This window comes from Aeromonas piscicola (genome assembly GCF_000820005.1).
GTDB classification, from domain to species: Bacteria; Pseudomonadota; Gammaproteobacteria; order Enterobacterales; family Aeromonadaceae; genus Aeromonas; species Aeromonas piscicola.
In genome coordinates, this window is the sequence record NZ_CDBL01000057.1 from 98,060 (window position 1) to 118,730 (window position 20,671).

Sequence of the window (20,671 nt, forward strand, 5' to 3'; positions counted from 1 at the left end):
CCCCCAACTGATAGTTCAATCTTTATGCTGTTGATTCGACCAGCGGCCATTGTCATCGAAGGGCAAGGTCATGCACCCCAAACAGCCAGTTCAGCCTTTATGCTGACGACCGAGCCAGAGCAAGACCTCGCGATCGACCGGCTGCACCGCCATCAGCCAGCAACCGCTATGGTGTTCATACTCCAGCCTGAGCTGGCTCCCTTCAAATTCCAGCAACCAGCCGTGGCGATCGGCGCCCCACTCCCTGTCGAGCAGCCTGAGCTCCCAATCCTGCAGCAAGGCGCCAGCCAGCGCCGGGAAGGTATCCCAACAGAGCCCGGGGCAATCCAGCATCAGCACGGCTGACTCAATGTCTGCCCGCGTTACACGCCAATTCATCTCTCATCCCTCAACTGCTGCAAGAAAGCTCGCCACCGCAATACCACTGGGGAACCGGTGTCGCCAGGTCGTCATACTCGGGTTGTTCGTCACAGGGGTGCTGCAAGGCCGCAAACAACCGCTCGAACGGAGTCATATCCCCCGCCTCGGCGGCATCTATCGCCTGCTGGGCCAGGGCATTGCGCAGCACGTACTTGGGATTGATGGCGTCCATCTGCCGCTTGCGGGCGGCATCCTCGCTTCCCTCCCGCACCAGTCGCGCCCGATAGAGCGCGAGCCACTGCTGCCAGAGCGCAGGATCCGGCAGCAGTGCCAGCAGGGAGGCGGGCAAATCCCCCTGCTGAGTAACCTCACCCAGCCGGCGCAGGAAGAGGTGATAGTCCACCCCCTGGCTCGCCAGCAGTTGGAACAGCTGGCGGAACAGGGCGGGATCTTCCTCCTCCCACACCGCCAGCCCGAGCCGGGCGCGCATCAGCTCGGAGTAGTGCAGCATCAGCTGATGTTCATACTGGGCCAGCGCGGCAGCCAGGGCCTCGCCGTCCACATGGGCCGCCAGCGCTTGCGCCAGCTTCTGCAGATTCCAGTAACCCACCGCCGGCTGCTGATCCAGCGCGTAACGGCCACCCGGATCCGAATGATTGCAAACAAAGTCCGGCACATAGGCATCGATGAAACCGTAGGGGCCGTAATCCAGGGTCAGCCCGAGCAGCGACATGTTGTCGGTGTTCATTACGCCGTGGCAGAAACCGGCGGCCTGCCACTTGGCGATGAGCCGCGCGGTGCGCCGTACTACCTCGGCAAACAGTTCGGCGCCATTGTTCAGCTCGGGGAAGTGGTGACGGAGCAGATAGTCGATGAGCAGCGGTATTTTCTCTCCCTGCCCGCTCCAGGCGAAGTATTCGATGTGACCGAAACGCAGGTGGCTCGGAGCTGTGCGCAGCACTGTCGCCCCCGTCTCAACCTGTTCGCGGTAAACGGGCTCACTGCTCCCCACCAGCACCAGCGCACGGGTAGTGGGAATGCCGAGGGCATGCAGCGCCTCGGAGGCGAGATACTCGCGGATGCTGGAGCGCAACACGGCGCGACCATCGCCGAAACGGGAGAAGGGGGTCTTGCCCGCCCCTTTCAGATGCAGATCCCAGCGCTGACCATCCGGTGCAAGCTGCTCCCCCAGCAACAGGGCGCGGCCATCACCGAGCCGCGGGCTGTAACCACCGAACTGATGACCCGCATAGACCTGGGCCACCGGCTGCATGCCGGGCAGCGGCTGCCCCAGCCCACAACAGGCAAGCCAGTCTGTTTCGCCGACATCGCCCAGTCCCAGCTCGTTCAGAAGACAGTGGTTGAGGTGCAGCAAGCTGGGCTCGCGCAGCGGCTGGGGGGCCACGGGCTCACAGGCCCAGGGCAGTTCGGTGGCGAAAGTGTTGATCAGCTTCATGGTAGTGCGACTCGTCCCTGCGTATGCTCGTGTCACTCTTTATACCGCCGTCGGCCGAGTTCGGCTAACAGGCGATCGCGCTATTTCATTTCAAGGAGAAGAAGATGCAAAGATGGTTGGGCGCCCTGCCCCTGCTGATGTTGTTGTGGGGACAGGCCCAGGCGGCCGATATCGAGGCGGGCAAGGCCAAGGCGGCGGTCTGCTCCGCCTGCCATGGGGTCGAGGGCAAGGCGCTGATCCCCAACTATCCCCATCTGGCCGGCCAGAATGCCGCCTATCTGGTGAAGCAGTTGAAAGCCTTCAAGGAGGGCAGTCGCAAGGAACCCCTGATGCTGCCCTTCATGGCGCCGCTCACCGAGGTCGATATGGAGAACCTGGCGGCCTATTACGCCAGCTTGAAATAACCCGCCTTACCCAGGCAACCCCGGCCCTTCCCTTGCAAAGAGGGGGTGTAAAAGTGCCCCTCCATTCTTGAGGAGGGAGGCCGGGGTCACTGCCTACCGCCGGCAGTAGTCGATGATAAGGTCCATAAAGGCTTCACCGAAGCGCTCCAGCTTGCGATGCCCGACACCATTGATGGCCAGCATCTCAACCTCGGTCATCGGCATCAGCTGAGCCATCTCCACCAGGGTAGCGTCGTTGAACACCACGTAGGGCGGCACCTCTTCATCCTCGGCGATCTGCTTGCGCAGGCCGCGCAGCTCCTTGAAGAGCCGCTTGTCATAGTTGGCGTTGTCCAGCAGGCCATTGCGTTTCTCCTTGCGGCTGGAGATGGGCTGCAGCCGTGGCACCGCCAGTTCCAGCGTCATCTCGCCACGCAGCACGGGGCGGGACGCCTCGGTCAGCTGCAGCACCAGATTGCGGGTGATGTTCTGGGTCAGCAGCCCCTTGTGGATCAGCTGGCGGATCACGCTCATCCAGTACTCGTGGCTCTGATCCTTGCCGATGCCGTAGGTCGACAGCTTGTCGTGGCCATGGTCTTTGATGCGCTGGTTGAGAGAGCCGCGCAGCACCTCCACCACGTAACCCACCCCGAAGTTCTGACCCACCCGCCAGACGCAGGAGAGCGCCTTCTGGGCATCTTCGGTGCCATCGTAGCTCTTGGGCGGATCCAGACAGATGTCGCAGTTGCCGCACGGCTTGTCGTTGTACTCGCCGAAGTAATTGAGCAGCACCTGACGGCGGCAGGTCTGCGCCTCGGCAAAGGCCGCCATCACGTTGAGCTTGTACTGCTCCACCTGCAGCTGCTGGGGGTTTTCTATGTTGTCGAGCAGCCGCCGCACCCGGCCTATATCGGCGGGATCGTACAGCAGCAGCGCCTCGGCGGGCGTACCATCGCGACCGGCCCGGCCCGTCTCCTGATAGTAGGATTCGATGTTCTTGGGGATGTCGTAGTGCACCACGAAGCGCACGTTCGGCTTGTCGATCCCCATACCAAACGCCACCGTCGCCACCACTATCTCGATGTCATCCTTGAGGAAGGCATCTTGGGTCTGCTGGCGCTGGGCCAGGGGCAGACCGGCGTGGTAGGGCGCGGCCTTGCTGCCGTGGCGGGAGAGGCGCTCGGCCACCTCCTCCACCCGATTGCGGCTGGAACAGTAGACGATGCCGCAGTTGCCCTTCTGGCTCTGCACATAGCGCAGCAGCTGCTCCGCCGCCTTGAACTTCTCCACCAGGCTGTAACGGATATTGGGCCTGTCGAAGCTGGCGGTATGGATGAAGGGATCATTGAGCTCCAACCGGTGCAGCATGTCGCTGCGGGTCGCCTCGTCGGCGGTGGCGGTGAGCGCCACCACGGGCACCTGGGGGAACCACTGCTTGAGCCGGCCGAGCGCCGCGTATTCCGGCCGAAAATCGTGCCCCCACTGGGAGACACAATGGGCCTCGTCGATGGCGAACAGGCCGAGCGGCAGCTCCGCCAGCCGATCCATGAACTCGTGCTGCAACAAACGCTCGGGGGAGACGTAGAGCAGCTTTATCTCGCCGCGGCGCATGGCGGCAAAGTTCTGGATCATCTCCTCCCGGCTCAGGGCAGAGTTGATGTAGATGGCCGCCACACCGTTGGCGCGCAGGCTGTCGACCTGATCCTTCATCAGCGAGATAAGCGGGGAGACCACTACGCCCAGCCCGGGTCGCAGCAGCGCCGGGATCTGGAAGCAGAGTGACTTGCCGCCACCTGTGGGCTTGAGCACCATGGCATCGCGTCCCGCCACTATCTGCTCGATGATCTCCAGCTGGCCCGGCCGAAATTGCTGATAGCCGAATACCGCCTGCAGCAGGGCAAGAGGGGTATCGGGCAAGGTTTCGGCAATGACGGTCATGGGCTCTCCTTTGGGGTCGCCATTCTAAAGCAGCCGCCGCTCACAATAAACCTGCCATTGCGACTGTTAAGGAAGTGTTGCAGACTGGCTGGAGTTTTTACTCGGCTTTGATGACAGGGATCGGTATCAGAGAATGAAACACATGCTGAAGAAGATGGCGCTCAGTGGCATTGCCAACCTGTTCGCCGAGCGGATGCCGTTCAACAAGCTGATTGGCATGCAGGTGACCCACTACGACTTCGAGAAGGTGGAGCTGCGCATCAAGATGGATGACAAGCTGATCGGCAACCCCTTCCACAACATCTTGCACGGCGGCGTCACCGCCAGCCTGCTGGATGTGGCCGGCGGCATGATAGTCGCCGCCTCCTGCATCGACGAGCTGGAAGACTTCTCCCCCAACTACCTCAAGGAGCGATTCTCCCGCCTCGGCACCATCGATCTGCGGGTGGACTACCTGCGTCCGGGCCGCGGCAACGAGTTCATCGCCACCGCCCACATCATCCGCGCCGGCAGCAAGGTCGCCGTCGCCCGGATGGAACTGCACAACGAAGAGGGCACCCACATCGCCTTCGGTACCGGTACCTATCTGGTGGGCTGACCCCACCTATTGCATAAAAACCACGCTGCTAATCTGATTTTAATCATTAGAATCGTTACCCCCTCTGCCACCCACGGGTCCATACTGAAATTCGGGATTGTGTGCAGAGGGAGGATTGCAGGCGATGAGTGCGAAACTGGCCACCAAACCATCCAGAGCCTTGTTGACACAGCTCGAGTCCATGCTCGACGAGGTGCAGACACCCGAGTGTCGCCACTGGCTGGAACAGGAGCTTGAGGGATACTCTCTCTGTTCGCCCCTGCCCTGGTATCGCATCGTAGCCTGTCGGCAACGCGGTCACTTCTTGGATCTGAAGACGGGAAAATATTTGACCTGTCATATCAACAGTCAAACGCTATGCCAACGCGATCTGGCCCAGATTCAGTTCATCTATGCCCGTGAACCCGCCGCCCATTATCTACTGCAACGCAATTCCGGTATTGAACCTTGGCCAGAGCAGCTGCTGGAAGATTATCAGGAGCAGTTGATCCCCGGCCATTTATGCCTGCAAGCTTGGCATGAGCCCGTGTCTTCATTACGTTCACAACTGATGGAGGGAATCGAACATTTCATTAGTGAGTACCCCAAGCACGCGGCCTTGCAACCTCAACACAGCTTCAAGGCATTGCGGCATCAGCACTGGCATATCTGAGTAAGCGCCTGGCGCGCAAGGAGGGCACCATAGACAAGACCCATAGCGAGATTGCCAAAATCTAGAGTGCCGGAGTCAGGATCAGACTCCACCCTGGGCCACCGAGCGGTGGCCCTTTTAATGTCTGCGCACCACGACGGCAACCGGATAGATGAGCAAGAAAGCCGCAGCGGCATAGAGATGCCACCACCAGCAACCAGCAACCAGCAACCAGCAACCAGCAACCAGCAACCAGCAACCAGCAACCAGCAAGATATTCCGTAACGGGATCGGCAAAATCCAGATGCGAAAAGGCCGCTCATTGAGCGGCCTTTTCTAATATGGTCGGTGTGAGAGGATTCGAACCTCCGACCCCTTCGTCCCGAACGAAGTGCGCTACCAAGCTGCGCTACACACCGATGTCTGCGGGGCGAGAATTTACCTAATGCCCCGACATGACACAAGCCTTTTTTGTGTTTTAAGGGAAAAAAATGGCCGTTCGTTCAACTATTCAGCGCTTTGGCGCCGGGTTCACAGAAAGGGCGCAAGGGCGTGACATTTTTCCAACCCATCCTAGGGAAGCTGAAATTCGGCCGGCCCCAGCAAGCGGCGACGCCAGTCGGCCACCACTCCATGCTCCAGCCAGTGGGCCGCATGCTGGCGCCAATTGGGTGAGAGCGCCGGATTCTCCAGCAGCAACAGCAGATCCGTTTCGTCCCGTAGTTGGTTGAACAGGATATCGGCGGTGCGTTTCACCGTCAGGGCGGGATAGGGCCTGTCGACCAGAGCCATCGTCTCCTGCGGTGCGACCCTCCCCTCTTCCAGCACCCGCAACAGCCAGCCACAACGGCCATTGAGCTGCATCACCTGTGACATCTGGCCATAACCGAAACGCTGGTTGAGTTTGAAACAGGGGGATCTCGGCTGGCTTATCTGGATCAACGCCTCACCGAGTCGATAGACATCGCCGATACAGGCCTCAACCTCGGTCAGCCCGAGACCGGAGAGATTCTCGCCAAAGGCGGCGGGTTGCCAGGGCGTGCGAGGTGCGGCAAGGCCCAGCGCCGTTTGCCAGTTGTGCCACCAGGGGTAGTGATCGGCGGGATAGTAGTGCAGTGCGCGATCCGGGCCGCCATGATGGCGCAGGTCGCTCTGTTCATCTCCCTCCAGGCCAGAAAAACTGCACCACAGGGGATTGCCTGCCACATGCTTGTCGATGGCACTGACGAGCGCGGGAGCCAGTTCGGCATTCATCTCGGCGCTCTGGCCGATAAAGAGGGAGATCCGCATTTCATTCTCCTGGCGGATGAGAGAATGCGGATCTTAGGGGCTGTTGACGCTGCGGCGCAAGCCGTGTTGCGGCGTCAACAGCCCAGAGATCAGGCGACGGCCTGCATCTGGGTGGTCATGGCGATCTCGGCACGACGGCGTTTCTCTGCCTTGGCCATCAGATACCAGCTGCCAAAGGTGAACAGTGACACCGACAGCAGGATCAGGCTGGCTACCGCGTTGATCTCGGGTTTCACGCCAAGCCGCACCGCCGAGAAGACTTCCATCGGCAAGGTAGTGGCACCCGGGCCAGAGACAAAGCTCGCCAGCACCAGATCATCCAGCGACAGGGCGAACGACATCATGCCGCCCGCCGCCAGCGAGGGGGCTATCATCGGGATGGTGATCAGGAAGAACACCTTCCATGGCTTGGCGCCAAGGTCCATCGCAGCCTCCTCGATGGAGAGATCCAGCTCCCGCAACCGCGCCGACACCACGATCGCCACGTAGGCGGTACAGAAGGTGGTGTGGGCGATCCAGATGGTCACCATGCCACGCTCGGCAGGCCAACCCACCAGCTGGGCCATGGCCACAAACAGCAGCAGCAGCGACAGACCCGTGATCACCTCGGGCATCACCAGGGGTGCCGTCACCAGCCCACCGAACAGGGTGCGGCCACGGAAGTGCGGGATCCGGGTCAGCACGAAGGCCGCCACAGTCCCCAGCGCCACGGCGGCAACCGCCGTGTAGAGCGCAATCTCCAGCGAGCGCAGCACGGAGCCTATCAGCTGCTTGTTGTCGAGCAGGCCGAAATACCACTTGAGCGACCAGCCCCCCCACACAGTCACCAGCTTGGAGGCGTTGAAGGAGTAGATCACCATGATGACCATGGGCAGGTAGATAAACAGCAGCCCCAGCCACAACATCAGCTTGGCAAAACCGAAACGCTTCATACCTTGCCCTCCAATTCCTTCGCCTGGTTGCGGTTGAACAGAATGATGGGGACTATCAGCACCGCCAGCATCACCACCGCCAGGGCAGACGCCACTGGCCAGTCGCGGTTGTTGAAGAACTCCTGCCACAGCACTTTGCCGATCATCAGGGTCTCGGGGCCGCCAAGCAGTTCCGGGATCACGAACTCGCCCACCACGGGAATGAACACCAGCATGCAGCCGGCTATGATGCCGTTCTTGGAGAGCGGCACAGTGATCCGCCAGAAGCGGGTCAGGTTGCGGGCACCGAGATCGGAGGCCGCCTCCAGCAGGCTCTGGTCATGCTTGACCAGGTTGGCGTAGAGCGGCAGCACCATGAACGGCAGGTAGGAGTAAACAATGCCGATATAGACCGCCAGGTTGGTGTTGAGTATGGTCAGCGGCTCGTCAATCAGGCCAATGCCCATCAGCAGGCTGTTGAGCAGGCCGTTGTTGCTGAGGATCCCCATCCAGGCGTAGACCCGGATCAGAATCGCGGTCCAGGTTGGCATCATGATGAGCAGCAGCAGAACGGTCTGGGTCTCCTTGTTGGCCCGCGCGATGGAGTAGGCCATGGGATAGCCGATCAGCAGACAGAGAATGGTGCTGATGAAGGCCATCTTGAGGGAGCCCAGATAGGCCGCTATGTAGAGCTCATCCTCCTGCAGCAGCAGGTAGTTGCCCATGTTGAGCAAGATGGTGAGCTGATTGTCGGCCCAGCTCACCACGTCCGTGTAGGGCGGGATGGCCACGTCCGCTTCGGCGAAGCTGATCTTCACCACTATGATGAAGGGCAGCAAGAAGAAGAGGAACAGCCAGAAGAAGGGCACGCCGATCACCAGCTGGCGCCCGCCCAGTCGCTTCAGTCGTCTCAATGCCTTCATGATTGCAACACCACGCCGCTGTCATCTTCCCAATAGAGGAACACCTGGTCATCCCAGGTTGGCCGCTTGCCGTGGCGTTCGGCGTTGGCGATGAAGGCCTGCACGATTTTGCCCGAAGGCAGCTGGATGTGATAAACCGAGTGACCGCCCAGATAGGCGATGTCATAGACCTCACCCTTGGTCCAGTTGAAGTCAGGGTGCTCGATCTCGGTCGGTTTCTGGGTGCTCATCAAGAGTTTTTCCGGCCGCAGGGCGTAGGTGACCTTCTTGTTTTCGGCGCGGGAGCTGATGCCGTGACCCACGTAGATGGGCTGCTCCAGGTCGGCGCAGGCGATGGTGGCGTGGTCCTGTTCATCCTCCACCAGCAGGCCGTCAAACAGGTTGACGTTGCCGATGAACTCGCACACCAGCCGGCTGGCCGGGGTCTCGTAGATGTCCATGGGGCTGCCGATCTGCTCGATACAGCCCAGGTGCATGATGGCAATCCGCTCGGCCATGGTCATGGCCTCTTCCTGATCGTGGGTCACCATGACGCAGGTCACGCCGACCCGCTCTATGATCTCCACCAGCTCGAGCTGCATCCTGGAACGCAGCTTTTTGTCCAGCGCCCCCATGGGTTCGTCCAGCAGCAACAGCTTGGGACGCTTGGCCAGCGAGCGGGCCAGTGCCACCCGCTGGCGCTGGCCACCGGAGAGCTGGTGCGGTTTGCGGCGCGCATACTGGGTCATCTGCACCAGCTTGAGCATCTCCTCGACCTGCGCATCGATCTCGGCCTTGGGCAGGCCATCCTGCTTGAGGCCGAAGGCAATGTTCTGCGCCACCGTCATGTGGGGGAACAGGGCGTAGGACTGGAACATCATGTTGATGGGACGTTCATAGGGCGGCATGTCGGTGATGTCGACGCCATCAAGGAACAGGCGTCCCTCGGTGGGACGCTCGAATCCCGCCAGCATCCGCAGCAGAGTCGACTTGCCGGAACCCGAGCCCCCCAGCAGGGCGAAGATTTCACCCTTGTGGATGTTGAGTGACACGTTGTCGACCGCCAGCGTTTCATCGAACTGCTTGCTTACCCTGTCAATCTTCACCAGCACTTCTTTGCGCTGCTGGTTGCCCTCGAGGGCTTTCTTGTAGGCACTGGAGGCTATCGCCATTACCAAACTCCCAAACGTGATACCGGCCTGGGCCGATCCATAAAACAGTCTGGCGCCCCAGGACGGGCGCCAAGGTTAGGTTCCGGACTTGATCTTGGTCCAACTCCGGGTGATCAGACGCTGCACCGCACGGGGATGTGCCTGCTGCACATACAGCCGTTCCAGCACCGCCTGGGGTGGATAGACGGACTCATCATCACGCACGTTCTCGTCCATGTACTCTCCCGCCTTGGCATTGGGATTCGCATAGCCCACATGGTTGCTGACCTTGGCGATCACCTCGGGCTGGAGTACGTAGTTGATCAGGGCGTGCGCCTCTTTCACATTGGTGGCATCCGCCGGGATCGCCATCATGTCGAACCAGAGGTTGCCTCCCTCTTTCGGGATGTTGTAGGCAATCTTGATCCCCTTGCCCGCCTCGTCGGCACGGGCCGCCGCCTGCAATATGTCACCGGAGAAGCCGGCCGCGACGCAGATATCGCCATTGGCCAGATCGCCTATGTACTTTGAAGAGTGAAAGTAGGCCACATAGGGTCGCACCTTGAGCAACTGGCTCTCGGCACGCTTGAGATCGGCCGGATCCTGGCTGTTGGGGTCGAGCCCCAGGTAGTTGAGCGCCGCCGGGATCATCTCGTCGGCCGAGTCGAGGAAGGCGACGCCACAACGGGCCAGCTTCTGCATGTTTTCCGGTTCGAAGATCATGGCCCAGGAGTCAATCTTGTCGACTCCCAGCACGGCCTTGACCTTGTCGACGTTGTAACCGATGCCGTTGGTGCCCCACAGGTAGGGCACGGCGTACTGGTGACCCGGATCCACCTTGTCGAGCTGCTTGAGCAGCACGGGATCCAGATTGGCCAGATTGGGCAGCAGGGCAGGATCCAGCTTCTGGAACGCGCCGGCCTTGATCTGCTTGGCCAGGAAATTGTTGGAAGGCACCACCAGATCGTAACCGGTGCGTCCGGTCAGCAGCTTGCCTTCCAGGGTCTCATTGGAATCAAACACATCGTAGACGGTCTGGATCCCGGTTGCCTGCTGGAAGTCACTTAGGGTGGTCTCGCCGATATAATCGGACCAGTTGTAAAAATGAACCACAGGGGCTGCCTGGGCCATGTTTGCCAACCCCAGCGCCAGGGCCATAGTCACTATCTTGGTTGTGTGCACGTATCTCAGTCCTCATGTTTTTGGTATGCCAGCTACGCATCCATACGCGCCGTTCAACCTGTCGGGTTGTCACCACCCTCCCGGCCGAACTGCGGACCGGGAGGGGTACTCATCACTTACTTGCCTGACTTGATCTTGGTCCAGCTGCGGGTCATCAGACGCTGCACCTTGGCCGGCAGGTCCGGGAAGGTGTAGATCTTCTTGAGCGTCTCAGCGTTCGGGTAGATACCCGGATCGGTACGGATAGGCTCATCCACCAGCGGAGTCGCCGCTTTGTTGCCATTCGGGAACTGCACCACGTTGGTGATGTTGGCGATCACTTCCGGCTTCATCAGGTAGTTGATGAAGATGTGGGCGGATTCGACGTTCTTGGCATCGGCCGGAATGGCCAGCATGTCAAAGAAGCTGCCAGCCCCCTCTTTCGGAATGGTGTAGGTCAGGGTCACGCCGTTTTTGGCCTCCGCCGCCCGCGCCTTGGACTGCTGCAAGTCACCTGAGTAACCAACCGCGACGCACAGGTTGCCGTTGGCCAGATCCGAGATGTACTTGGAAGAGTGGAAATAGGCGGTATAGGGGCGGATGGAGAGGAACAATGCCTCTGCCTTCTTCAACTCGTCCGGCTTCTGGCTATCCGGCTTGAAACCCAGATATTGCAGGGCAGCCGGCAGCATTTCGGTCGGTGAGTCGAGGAAAGAGACACCACACTCCTTCAGCTTGGCCATGTTCTCCGGTTTGAACACCAGATCCCAGGAGTCCACAGGCGCGTCCTTGCCCAGCACGGCTTTCACCTTCTCGGCGTTGTAGGCGTAGCCAATGGTGCCCCACATGTAAGGAATGGAGTACTGGTTACCCGGGTCGCTCGGCTCGAGCGCCTTCAACAGGTCGACATCCATATTTTGCCAATTGGAGAGTTTGGACTTGTCCAGCTTCTGGAACACGCCCGCCTTGATCTGCTTGGCCAGGAAAGGGTTGGATGGCACGACTATGTCGTAACCCGAACTGCCCGCCAGCAACTTGGCTTCCAGCACCTCGTTGCTGTCGAACACGTCGTATACCACCTTGATGCCCGTCTCTTTCTGGAAGTTTTCCAGGGTATCCGGCGCGATATAGTCGCTCCAGTTGTAGACGTGCAACACCTTGTCCTCGGCCATCGCCCCGGTACTCATCATGACCAGCGCCACAGAAGCGGCAATCATTCCCGTTTTGAAAGACATCGTCCTTGTCTCCTAAGCAAATTGTATGCGTAAGTCAACCTGCCCGGCACTCGCCTACCCTTTCAGCTTTGCAGCCGTCAGATCCAGACTGAGCCTGGCCAGATTGACCAATTCATCCACCTGTTCCTCGGTGATCACCAAGGGGGGCGATATGATCATGGTATCGCCGACAGCCCTCATCACCAAGCCATTGTTAAAGCAGAACTCCCGACAGGTCATACCGGCCTGCAGCCCAGCTGGGAAGCGGCTGTTGGTCTGTTTGTCCTGCACTATTTCCAGCGCGGCCACCAAGCCTTTGCCACGGGTTTCGCCCACTAGCGGATGGTCCGCCAGCTCCGCCCAGCGGCGCTGCAAATAGGGGCCGATGTTATCATGAATTCGCTTAACTATGCTTTCGTTTTGCATAAGAGTAATGTTGGCGATAGCGACGGCGCAGGCCACCGGATGGCCGGAATAGGTAAAGCCGTGGTTGAATTCCCCCCCCTCCTCTACCAGCACCCTGGCGACCCTGTCGCCCACCATCACGGCCCCCATCGGCAGATAGCCGGAGGTGATCCCCTTGGCCAGACACATGAGGTCCGGCTTGATGCCAAACCCTTCGCTGGCGAACCAGTGACCGGTACGGCCGAAACCGCAGATCACCTCGTCGGCGATAAGCAGGATGCCGTAGTGATCGCAGATGCGCTGGATCTCGGGCCAGTAGCTGTCGGGCGGAATGATGACACCGCCGGCGCCCTGGATGGGCTCGCCGATGAAGGCGGCGACCTTGTCCACTCCCAGCTCCAGTATCTTCTGCTCCAGCTGGCGGGCGCGCTCCAGACCGAACTCGTGGGCACTCATCCCCTGGCCCTCACCGAAGTGGTAGGGCTGATCAATGTGCACTATGCCGGGAATGGGCAGGCCACCCTGGGCATGCATGCCCTTCATGCCGCCCAGGCTGGCACCCGCCACCGTCGAGCCGTGGTAGGCGTTGTGGCGACTGATGATCACCTGCTTGTCCGGCTGCCCCTTGCTGGCCCAGTAGTGGCGCACCATGCGCAGCACTGTATCGTTGCACTCTGAGCCCGAGCCGGTGAAGAAGACGTGATTGAGATGGGAGGGGGTGATCTCGGCCAGCAGGGTCGCCAGCTCGGCCGCAGGCGGATGGCTGGTCTGGAAGAAGAGGTTGTAGTAGGGCAGTTGCTGCATCTGTTTGGTGGCGGCATCCACCAGCTCTTGTCGGCCGTAGCCCATGTTGACGCACCAGAGGCCCGCCATCCCGTCCAGGATGCGCTTGCCTTCGGAGTCTTCCAGATAGATGCCTTCGGCCTTGGTGATGATGCGGCTGCCCTTCTTGTTGAGCGCCTGAAAATCGGTAAAGGGGTGCAGGTGGTGGCTGGCATCCAGCTGTTGCCACTCACGTGTGGTCTGCTTCATTGCTTGCTCCTCGGTTCCTTCGATTTAAGCGAGAGTCTGTCGTCAATCGGTGAGGGCGGCTGGCGCACTCACGGTCACTGCCACTCATGGGCCGTGTGTTGATTCGATATGAGCAGGAGAGGCCGTCATTGGCCTCCCCGTATCTGGGCGGCGCGTGGCAAGCACGCAGCCGGATCACACGTTCAGCAGCAGGAACTCCCGCTCCCAGCGGCTGATCACCCCGAAGTAGGTCTCGTACTCCTTGCGCTTGACCGCCACGAAGGCACGAATGAAGCGCTCGCCCAGCATCTCCTTGATGGGCTCGCACTGTTCCAGGTGGCTCAGAGCCTCCTCCAGCGAGCGGGGCAGGCTGTAGGGCAGGTCGTAGGCACTCGACTTCATCTCCTGCAGCGGCTCCAGCTTCTCCATCATGCCGAGGTAGCCGCAGGCCAGGGTGGCGGCCAGGGCCAGATACGGATTGGCATCGGCCCCGGCGAAGCGGTTTTCGACGCGGCGCGCACCGGCCTCGGAGAAGGGCACGCGCAGGCCGCAGGTGCGGTTTTCCACCCCCCACTGCACGTTGCGCGGCGCGCTCTCGCCGAAAGTGAGACGACGGTAGGAGTTGACGTTCGGTGCCAGCAGGGCGGTCACCGCCGGGGTGTACTTCTGCAGCCCCGCGATGAAGTGCATGAACTGCTCGGTATTGCCGCCATTTTCCGTGCCGAACAGATTGCGACCGTTCACATCTTCCAGGCTCTGGTGGATGTGCATGGCGGAGCCCGGCTCGTCGCTCATCGGCTTGGCCATGAAGGTGGCATAGATGCCGTGCTTGTGGGCTGCCTCACGCATGGTGCGCTTGAACAGGAACACCTGATCCGCCAGATCGATGGCATCGCCGTGCAGGAAGTTGATCTCCATCTGGGCGGCGCCGGATTCGTGGATCAGAGTGTCCACTTCCAGCTCCTGCGCCTCGCAGTAGTCGTACATGTCCTCGAAGATGGGATCGAATTCGTTGACCGCATCGATACTGAACGACTGGCGGGCCGTTTCGGGACGGCCATTGCGGCCAACGGGCGGCACCAGCGGATAGTCGGGGTCTTCGTTGCGCTTGACCAGGTAGAATTCGAGCTCGGGGGCTACCACCGGCTTCCAGCCCTGTTTCTCATAAAATGACAGGACCCGACGCAGCACGGAGCGCGGCGCTATGTCGATCAGCTTGCCATTGATGTCGAAACAGTCGTGGATCACCTGAGCGGTCGGCTCCAGCGCCCAGGGCACGAAACGAATGGTGTTGGGGTCCGGGTAGAGCTGCATGTCCCGCTCCAGCGGGTCTATCATGCTGTCGTCATCCGGGTACTCGCCGGTCACCGTCTGGGTGAAGATGACCTCGGGCAGCCGCATGCCCCCTTCGCGCAAAAATTTGTTGGCTGGAATGATCTTGCCTCGGGCATTACCGGTGAAATCCGGAAACAGGCACTCCACTTCCGTGATGCGATTGCTCTCCATCCAGCCCTTGATACTGTCCATGTTAAACCCCGACTTTACGATTGCCATTGGCAAGGGTGTCTAATATATGGAACACCCTTGTTATCAAATTGTAATCAACACCACCATAAAAGCCCGCCGTTATGGCCAATGTCAAGCGGTGGTGTTTAAAAAACTATAAATAACGGTGCATATAATGACCATGGCGGCACCAAATACTAAACACCCTAGTGCCCTCAAAGCTCACTGCAATCCCGGTGCCAACGAGGGGGCCTGATCCCCCATGTTCTCAGTCAGACCCTGTCCGAATCGGGTCATTTTTTTGCAAGGGCGCACAATCCTTGCCCTATTTGCTTTGCATGCCTGCATTTTTTTGGTACAAGGCCCGCCCTGATTTGCACTCTCCTGCTTGGATTTGGTGCAAATGCAGGACACAGGGCTTGGTCTGCAGGCAGACAGCCCCCATAAACAGGGATAATTGGGTTAGTAACTGACTGGTAGTAAACCGTATGTGTGATTTCATGACTAAAGACCAACTGGCCTTTTACAAGGGGCAGATCGAGCGCCAGATCCTCGAACTCGAGGATCGCCTCAACTCCCAGGCCAGCCAGGCCATCGCCACCGATACCAACGAGATGGCAGATGAAATTGACCGTGCCAGTATCGAGGAAGCCCGTCGTCTGGAGCTGAACCGCATCGAGCATGACAAGCTGCATCTGCGCAAGCTGAGAGGGGCGTTGAAGCGTATCGGCGAAGGAGAGTTCGGTTACTGCGAATCCTGCGGTGACGAGATCTCCCTCAAGCGACTGCAGGCTCGACCTGAGTCCCGCTTCTGCGTCGAATGCCAGAGTACCAAGGAGTTCAACGATACCCACGTGTATCGTCGCGTTGCCTGATCCTGCGAAGAGCCGTCACTGGCCGTCGCGATAAGTCGTCGGCAAAGTGCAGCGCAGGAACCGGCGTTTATGTTGATAAATGCGGACCAAAAGCTGCACGTGAGCCCTGATCACGGCGTCGCACAAGAGAGTGACAACTTCTGTTAGACTCCGGGCAAGCCCGGAATCTACAGGAGAGCAGAGAGTGAAATGGTTCCTCAAACTGTGCTTGTGTCTGCCGTTGCTGGCACAAGCACAGACCCTCACGGTCAAGGTCCCCAGCCGACCGATCAACGATCTCGACAAGGAATACCAACTCAAGCTGCTGGAACTGGCGCTGACCCATTCCGAACAGCCATTTCGCATCCAGCAGGTGGAGCTCAACCTCAACCAATACAGCCTGCAGCAACAGCTGAGCAAGGGCCAAACCATCAATGTGTTCTGGATGGGCACCTCCAGCGCACTCGAGTCCTCCCTCATCGCCGTGCCAATCCCGCTATTTCGCGGTCTGGAAGGGCTGCGCCTCTCCTTCATCCACAGCGACGCCCAGGAGAAGTTCAATCAGGTCAACTCGCTGGCCGATCTCAAGCGACTGAAGGCGGCCCAGGGGGTCGGCTGGGCCGACAACAAGATCCTGGAAAATGCCGGCATTCCCACCTATTCCGGGCGCTACAGCAACCTGTTTCGCCTGATCAACGACGGCGACAAACTCGACTTTTTCCCGCGCAATCTGGTGGAGATCTTCGCCGAACGCAGCGAACTGGTGGCACAATATCCCAATCTGGTGATAGATCAGCACCTGCTGATCCGCTATCCCTTTGCCGAGTTCTTCTTCGTCAGCCCCGAGTCTCCCAAGCTGGCCAAGGCGATCCAGACCGGACTGGAACGAGCCTATGCCGATGGCAGCTTCATGACCTTCTTCCGTGAGAACCCCAAGATCCGTGAGGCCCTCGCCAGCGCCAATCTGAACCAGCGGGTCACCATTTCGCTGCCCAATCCGGACATGACCCCCTTGCTCAGGGGTATTCCGGCCCAATATTGGGATTATCCACCCCAATAATGGGCTCCGGGGCCGTGGGGATTATCCACCGCAGTATGGAGCCCCGGCCTCTGCATTGGGATTACCCGGCGCAGTGACATAGCACAAGCCGCTAGGGCAGAAAAACGCAGAGGCAATGGCTGGGCTGGGCTGGGCTGGCCAGGGAGACGCCAGCCAGCAGAGGTTTCAACCCGCAGCACCAGGGAGGTGCCATGAAACGACTCGATGAATGGTTCAGCGACTACGGCCAGAGCCACCAGCACCCCGTCAATGTGGCAATCCACAAGCTGGCAGTGCCCGGCATCTATCTCTGTTCGCTGGCGCTGCTCTGGTGTCTGCCAACCGGCCCGCTGCCGCCCTCGCTCAACTGGGCGGCGCTGGCGGCCATCCCTGTGCTGGCCTTCTATCTGCGGCTGTCGTTCCCCCTGTTTGTGGGGATGGCAGTGCTGACCACGCTGGGGCTGGTGCTCTGTCAGCTATGGCAGGGCCCTTTGCTCTGGCCCGCTCTGGTGGGTTTCGGGCTGCTCTGGATAGCCCAGTTCGTCGGTCACAGGATCGAGGGTAAACGCCCCTCCTTCCTCGCCGACCTGCAATTTCTGCTGATCGGCCCCGCCTGGGTGCTGGCCAGCCTCTATCGTCGTCTGGGCATTCCCTACTGAGGGAGGCCAACAGGAGAGACAATGTCATACCGCCACACGCTCAGTAACAGGCTTAGTCCTGCCCCTGCTGCTGGGGGCCCTGCTCGCCGGCCCGGCCCTGGCCGACAAGGCCGATCCCATAGGTGAGGTGAGCACCGCCTTCAAGCTGGTGGGCCCCAACCACAAGATCCTGGTGGAGGCGTTCGATGATCCCCGCATCGCGGGCGTCGCCTGCTATCTAGCTCGCCCCAAAACCGGTGGCGTCAAGGGCGGACTGGGGCTGGCGGAAGACCCCTCTCACGCCTCTTTGTCGTGCCACCAGATTGGCCCCATCACGCTGCCTGCCAAGTTGAAGGCGGGGGAAGAGGTGTTCGACGTCAGCACCTCACTGGTGTTCAAGGAGCAGAAAGTGGTGCGTTTTTACGACGAAAAGCGCAATGCACTTGTCTATCTGACCTACAGCACCAAATTGGTGGATGGCTCGTATAAAAGCGCAGTGAGCGCGGTCCCCATCATGCCGTGGGGCTGAGAGGCCGCCATTTAAGCCGTGATGAAGTGCCTTATTTGTTGTAATTTAACTACATCATTATTTGCGGAGAGCGCACCATGAAAGTCGCCGTTTTCAGTACCAAGAGCTACGACAAGGACCACTTCAATCAGGCCAACAGCCAGTACGGTTACGAGCTGGAGTTCTTCGACGTGCGGCTGGAGGCCAAGACAACCCGGCTGGCCCACGGCTTCCCGGTGGTGTGCCTGTTCGTCAATGACGATGCCGACCGCGAGGTGCTGACCGAGCTGGCCGCCAACGGCACCAAGGTGATCGCTCTGCGCTGCGCCGGTTACAACAACGTGGATCTGGTCGCCGCCAGGGAGTTGGGGCTGAAGGTGGTGCGGGTGCCCGCCTACTCCCCCGAAGCCGTTGCCGAACACGCGGTGGGGCTGATGATGACCCTCAACCGCCGCATACATAAGGCCTATCAGCGCACCCGCGATGCCAACTTCTCGCTGGAAGGCCTGGTCGGCTTCAACATGCACGGCCGCACCGCTGGCATTATCGGCACCGGCAAGATCGGCATCGCCACCCTGCGCATCCTCAAGGGCTTCGGCATGCGGTTGCTGGTGAGTGACCCCTATCCGAATCAGGCGGCCATCGAGCTTGGGGCCGAATACGTGGATCTCGACACTCTGTTCCGCCAGTCCGACGTCATCAGCCTGCACTGCCCGCTGTTCAAGGAGAACTACCACCTGCTGAACAAGGAAGCGTTCGCCAAGATGAAGGATGGTGTGATGATCATCAACACCAGCCGGGGCGGCCTGCTCGACTCCAACGCAGCCATCGAGGCGCTCAAGACCTCCCGCATCGGTGCGCTGGGGCTGGACGTCTACGAGGAAGAGGAAGATCTCTTCTTCTCCGACAAGTCCAACGAGGTGATCACCGATGACGTCTTCCGTCGTCTGTCGGCCTGCCACAACGTGCTGTTTACCGGCCATCAGGCCTTCCTGACCCGCGAGGCGCTGCACGCCATCGCCGATACCACCCTCGGCAACCTCAAGGCCATAGAGAGCCGTGGCCATAGCGACAACGAGGTGGAGTAATCCTCTCGCACCCGTAGCCATGAACAACAGGGGGAGCCATTCCCTCTGTTTTCCACACAGACATGCTCCCCCTTATGTATTTTCCCCTGCGACCTCAATATCCGGGGTGCCGGGTTGTGAGACCCGACGTCATCGGGTAGGCTACCTGCCTTTTTTTATTCAGGAGTCTGGCTGCCCATGTTTATCGGATTTGATTACGGTACTTCCAACTGTGCCGTCGCCGTGATGGAACAAGGCAGCCCCAGGCTGCTGACTCTGGGCGGTTCCCGCTATCTCCCCTCCACGCTGCACGCGCCTCACAGAGAGGCCATCGCCGGTCTCCTGGCCGAAGGGCTGGCCCCTGCCCAGCAGGCGGAATACCTCAAACTGCGCGGCCCCGTAGTCACCCGGGCCCAGGCCGTGCGCCGCCAGATGCGGGAAGAGGGGCTGATCGACGAACTCAGCTTCGGCGCTGCGGCGCTGGAGCGCTATCTGGAGGAGCCGGACGATGGCTACTACATCAAGTCGCCGAAATCCTTCCTCGGCGCCTACGGCCTCAAGGCCCCCCAGATCGCGCTGTTCGAAGACATAGTCTGCGCCATGATGCTGCACGTACGCCGCGAGGCGGAGCAGCAGCTTGGCGCCCCGATCCGCCAGGCGGTAATCGGTCGCCCGGTCAACTTCCAGGGGCTGGCCGGGGAGGAAAGCAACAGCCAGGCCATCGCCATCCTGACCGAGGCGGCCCGTCTGGCCGGGTTCGAGCAGGTGGAGTTCCTCTATGAACCCGTGGCAGCCGGTTTCGAATTCGAGGCGCGCCTCGACGAGGACGCCGTCGTGCTGGTGGTGGATATCGGCGGCGGCACCACGGACTGTTCCATGCTGCGCATGGGTCCGAGCCATCGCAACCAGCTGGATCGCAGCGGCGATCTGCTCGGCCACAGCGGCCAGCGCATCGGCGGCAACGACTTCGACATCCGCCTGACGGTGGAAGGCATGATGCCTCTGCTCGGCATGCACGAGATTCTCAAGACCGGCAAACCGCTGCCCCACCCGCTGTTCTGGGATGCGGCCGCCATCAACGACGTCAGTGCCCAGGGCCGCTTCTACAGCCTGGATACCGCTCGTCAGCTGCAGGATCTGCAGCTCGACAGCCAGCCAGGCAGCAAGCTGGGTCGCCTCGCCAATCTGCGGGCCCACAAGCTGAGCCACCAGCTGGTGTGGCGCGCCGAGCAGGGCAAGATCGCCCTCTCGGAGCAGGAATCGAATCACCAGTCTCTGAGCGAGCTGGAGAAGGGACTGGAGGCTGAGCTCAATCGCGAGCAGCTGGCCAACGCCTCGGCCCTGCTGCTGGAGAAGATTGGCGAGCTGATGGACCAAGCCATTGCCGCCGCGGGTGTGCAGCCTGACCGCATCTTCGTCACCGGCGGCAGCGCCCGTTCGCCGCTCATTGCCGCCTTCATTCGCCAGAAGTTGCCTACGATTCCTCTTGAGGGAGGCGATGACTTTGGCTCGGTAGCGGCAGGGCTAGCTCGTTATGCGGAACGCCTGTTCAACCGCTGACCATAATGCCGAACGCTGCCCGCCATTCCTCTTGAGAGGGTGGCGATGGCTTCGGTCTGATGGCTGCAGGGCTGGCCCGTTACGCCGA

General features: G+C 60.4%; 21 protein-coding genes and 1 tRNA gene. 10 read left to right on the top strand and 12 right to left on the bottom strand.

Annotation, left to right across the window (positions count from 1 at the left end):
* Window positions 1-90 precede the first annotated feature (90 nt).
* Together BN1128_RS15370 and BN1128_RS15375 are read right to left on the bottom strand one after the other, a co-directional pair.
* Window positions 91-378 (bottom strand): DUF3630 family protein, encoded by a 288-nt coding sequence (locus tag BN1128_RS15370; protein ID WP_042870299.1) that lies wholly within the window; start codon window positions 376-378, stop codon window positions 91-93.
* Between the two features lie 10 nt (window positions 379-388).
* Window positions 389-1,816 (bottom strand): protein adenylyltransferase SelO, encoded by a 1,428-nt coding sequence (locus BN1128_RS15375; RefSeq protein ID WP_042870302.1) that lies wholly within the window; start codon window positions 1,814-1,816, stop codon window positions 389-391.
* Window positions 1,817-1,920: 104 nt separating this feature from the next.
* On the opposite strand from BN1128_RS15375, the gene BN1128_RS15380 reads away from it, so the two are divergent.
* On the top strand, window positions 1,921-2,220 hold the full coding sequence (locus BN1128_RS15380) for a c-type cytochrome (protein WP_042870304.1): 300 nt from the start codon (window positions 1,921-1,923) through the stop codon (window positions 2,218-2,220).
* 93 nt (window positions 2,221-2,313) lie between these two features.
* On the opposite strand, the gene recQ is transcribed toward BN1128_RS15380, so the two are convergent.
* Complete coding sequence (recQ, locus tag BN1128_RS15385; RefSeq protein ID WP_042870306.1) at window positions 2,314-4,137, bottom strand: ATP-dependent DNA helicase RecQ; 1,824 nt, start codon at window positions 4,135-4,137, stop codon at window positions 2,314-2,316.
* A 133-nt stretch (window positions 4,138-4,270) separates the two neighbouring features.
* Here recQ and BN1128_RS15390 point away from each other — a divergent pair, with 133 nt between their 5' ends.
* The 3 genes from BN1128_RS15390 (at window position 4,271) to BN1128_RS25470 (ending at window position 5,651) form a co-directional block, all read left to right on the top strand.
* Window positions 4,271-4,735, top strand: coding sequence for a thioesterase family protein (locus BN1128_RS15390; RefSeq protein WP_021138466.1), 465 nt, complete (start codon window positions 4,271-4,273; stop codon window positions 4,733-4,735).
* Window positions 4,736-4,859: 124 nt separating this feature from the next.
* The gene (locus BN1128_RS15395) at window positions 4,860-5,387 is read left to right on the top strand and encodes an AbiTii domain-containing protein (protein WP_042870309.1); all 528 of its coding nucleotides are present in this window, start codon (window positions 4,860-4,862) and stop codon (window positions 5,385-5,387) included.
* Window positions 5,388-5,507: 120 nt separating this feature from the next.
* On the top strand, window positions 5,508-5,651 hold the full coding sequence (locus BN1128_RS25470) for a hypothetical protein (protein WP_156140388.1): 144 nt from the start codon (window positions 5,508-5,510) through the stop codon (window positions 5,649-5,651).
* Window positions 5,652-5,708: 57 nt separating this feature from the next.
* Here BN1128_RS25470 and BN1128_RS15400 read toward each other — a convergent pair.
* The 9 genes from BN1128_RS15400 to BN1128_RS15440 form a co-directional block, all read right to left on the bottom strand.
* Window positions 5,709-5,785 (bottom strand) — tRNA-Pro (locus BN1128_RS15400).
* Between the two features lie 154 nt (window positions 5,786-5,939).
* Entirely contained in the window at window positions 5,940-6,656 is a 717-nt protein-coding gene (locus BN1128_RS15405) for an MOSC domain-containing protein (RefSeq protein ID WP_042870311.1), read from the bottom strand.
* 89 nt (window positions 6,657-6,745) lie between these two features.
* Window positions 6,746-7,588, bottom strand: a complete 843-nt coding sequence (locus BN1128_RS15410) for an ABC transporter permease subunit (protein WP_042870313.1) — start codon at window positions 7,586-7,588, stop codon at window positions 6,746-6,748.
* Window positions 7,585-8,490: an ABC transporter permease subunit gene (locus tag BN1128_RS15415; protein WP_042870315.1), complete on the bottom strand. Its 906-nt coding sequence runs from the start codon at window positions 8,488-8,490 to the stop codon at window positions 7,585-7,587. The genes BN1128_RS15410 and BN1128_RS15415 overlap by 4 nt, the downstream gene beginning before the upstream one ends.
* A complete protein-coding gene (gene potA / locus BN1128_RS15420; protein WP_042870317.1) occupies window positions 8,487-9,641 on the bottom strand; it encodes a polyamine ABC transporter ATP-binding protein in 1,155 nt (384 codons plus the stop codon). The genes BN1128_RS15415 and potA overlap by 4 nt, the downstream gene beginning before the upstream one ends.
* Window positions 9,642-9,716: 75 nt before the next feature.
* The gene (locus BN1128_RS15425) at window positions 9,717-10,778 is read right to left on the bottom strand and encodes a polyamine ABC transporter substrate-binding protein (protein ID WP_244464599.1); all 1,062 of its coding nucleotides are present in this window, start codon (window positions 10,776-10,778) and stop codon (window positions 9,717-9,719) included.
* Between the two features lie 140 nt (window positions 10,779-10,918).
* Window positions 10,919-12,016 carry a polyamine ABC transporter substrate-binding protein gene (locus tag BN1128_RS15430; protein WP_042870320.1) on the bottom strand — a complete coding sequence of 366 codons (1,098 nt, stop codon included), beginning with the start codon at window positions 12,014-12,016 and terminating at the stop codon, window positions 10,919-10,921.
* A 54-nt stretch (window positions 12,017-12,070) separates the two neighbouring features.
* A complete protein-coding gene (locus BN1128_RS15435) occupies window positions 12,071-13,432 on the bottom strand; it encodes an aspartate aminotransferase family protein (protein ID WP_042870323.1) in 1,362 nt (453 codons plus the stop codon).
* A 174-nt stretch (window positions 13,433-13,606) separates the two neighbouring features.
* Window positions 13,607-14,938 (bottom strand): glutamine synthetase family protein, encoded by a 1,332-nt coding sequence (locus BN1128_RS15440; RefSeq protein ID WP_042870325.1) that lies wholly within the window; start codon window positions 14,936-14,938, stop codon window positions 13,607-13,609.
* A gap of 467 nt (window positions 14,939-15,405) precedes the next feature.
* Here BN1128_RS15440 and BN1128_RS15445 point away from each other — a divergent pair, with 467 nt between their 5' ends.
* The 6 genes from BN1128_RS15445 (at window position 15,406) to yegD (ending at window position 20,583) form a co-directional block, all read left to right on the top strand.
* Window positions 15,406-15,792, top strand: coding sequence for a TraR/DksA family transcriptional regulator (locus BN1128_RS15445; RefSeq protein ID WP_042870327.1), 387 nt, complete (start codon window positions 15,406-15,408; stop codon window positions 15,790-15,792).
* 184 nt (window positions 15,793-15,976) lie between these two features.
* A complete protein-coding gene (locus BN1128_RS15450; protein WP_042870329.1) occupies window positions 15,977-16,831 on the top strand; it encodes a type 2 periplasmic-binding domain-containing protein in 855 nt (284 codons plus the stop codon).
* Window positions 16,832-17,022: 191 nt separating this feature from the next.
* Window positions 17,023-17,469, top strand: a complete 447-nt coding sequence (locus tag BN1128_RS15455; protein WP_042870331.1) for an Mpo1 family 2-hydroxy fatty acid dioxygenase — start codon at window positions 17,023-17,025, stop codon at window positions 17,467-17,469.
* 58 nt (window positions 17,470-17,527) lie between these two features.
* Complete coding sequence (locus tag BN1128_RS15460) at window positions 17,528-17,977, top strand: CreA family protein (protein ID WP_042870333.1); 450 nt, start codon at window positions 17,528-17,530, stop codon at window positions 17,975-17,977.
* A gap of 77 nt (window positions 17,978-18,054) precedes the next feature.
* Window positions 18,055-19,044, top strand: a complete 990-nt coding sequence (locus tag BN1128_RS15465) for a 2-hydroxyacid dehydrogenase (RefSeq protein ID WP_042870335.1) — start codon at window positions 18,055-18,057, stop codon at window positions 19,042-19,044.
* Between the two features lie 177 nt (window positions 19,045-19,221).
* Entirely contained in the window at window positions 19,222-20,583 is a 1,362-nt protein-coding gene (gene yegD, locus BN1128_RS15470) for a molecular chaperone (RefSeq protein WP_042870336.1), read from the top strand.
* Window positions 20,584-20,671: the final 88 nt, after the last annotated feature.

Excerpts from the sequence above, each read along its gene's own strand:
- BN1128_RS15395 (WP_042870309.1), top strand. The coding sequence starts at position 4,860 with ATGAGTGCGAAACTGGCCACCAAACCATCCAGAGCCTTGTTGACACAG.
- BN1128_RS15415 (WP_042870315.1), bottom strand. The coding sequence starts at position 8,490 with ATGAAGGCATTGAGACGACTGAAGCGACTGGGCGGGCGCCAGCTGGTG.
- BN1128_RS25470 (WP_156140388.1), top strand. The coding sequence starts at position 5,508 with ATGTCTGCGCACCACGACGGCAACCGGATAGATGAGCAAGAAAGCCGC.
- BN1128_RS15370 (WP_042870299.1), bottom strand. The coding sequence starts at position 378 with ATGAATTGGCGTGTAACGCGGGCAGACATTGAGTCAGCCGTGCTGATG.
- BN1128_RS15375 (WP_042870302.1), bottom strand. The coding sequence starts at position 1,816 with ATGAAGCTGATCAACACTTTCGCCACCGAACTGCCCTGGGCCTGTGAG.
- BN1128_RS15435 (WP_042870323.1), bottom strand. The coding sequence starts at position 13,432 with ATGAAGCAGACCACACGTGAGTGGCAACAGCTGGATGCCAGCCACCAC.
- recQ (WP_042870306.1), bottom strand. The coding sequence starts at position 4,137 with ATGACCGTCATTGCCGAAACCTTGCCCGATACCCCTCTTGCCCTGCTG.
- BN1128_RS15405 (WP_042870311.1), bottom strand. The coding sequence starts at position 6,656 with ATGCGGATCTCCCTCTTTATCGGCCAGAGCGCCGAGATGAATGCCGAA.
- yegD (WP_042870336.1), top strand. The coding sequence starts at position 19,222 with ATGTTTATCGGATTTGATTACGGTACTTCCAACTGTGCCGTCGCCGTG.
- BN1128_RS15425 (WP_244464599.1), bottom strand. The coding sequence starts at position 10,778 with ATGGCCCTGGCGCTGGGGTTGGCAAACATGGCCCAGGCAGCCCCTGTG.
- BN1128_RS15430 (WP_042870320.1), bottom strand. The coding sequence starts at position 12,016 with ATGTCTTTCAAAACGGGAATGATTGCCGCTTCTGTGGCGCTGGTCATG.
- BN1128_RS15390 (WP_021138466.1), top strand. The coding sequence starts at position 4,271 with ATGAAACACATGCTGAAGAAGATGGCGCTCAGTGGCATTGCCAACCTG.
- potA (WP_042870317.1), bottom strand. The coding sequence starts at position 9,641 with ATGGCGATAGCCTCCAGTGCCTACAAGAAAGCCCTCGAGGGCAACCAG.
- BN1128_RS15465 (WP_042870335.1), top strand. The coding sequence starts at position 18,055 with ATGAAAGTCGCCGTTTTCAGTACCAAGAGCTACGACAAGGACCACTTC.
- BN1128_RS15410 (WP_042870313.1), bottom strand. The coding sequence starts at position 7,588 with ATGAAGCGTTTCGGTTTTGCCAAGCTGATGTTGTGGCTGGGGCTGCTG.
- BN1128_RS15440 (WP_042870325.1), bottom strand. The coding sequence starts at position 14,938 with ATGGACAGTATCAAGGGCTGGATGGAGAGCAATCGCATCACGGAAGTG.
- BN1128_RS15455 (WP_042870331.1), top strand. The coding sequence starts at position 17,023 with ATGAAACGACTCGATGAATGGTTCAGCGACTACGGCCAGAGCCACCAG.
- BN1128_RS15380 (WP_042870304.1), top strand. The coding sequence starts at position 1,921 with ATGCAAAGATGGTTGGGCGCCCTGCCCCTGCTGATGTTGTTGTGGGGA.
- BN1128_RS15445 (WP_042870327.1), top strand. The coding sequence starts at position 15,406 with ATGTGTGATTTCATGACTAAAGACCAACTGGCCTTTTACAAGGGGCAG.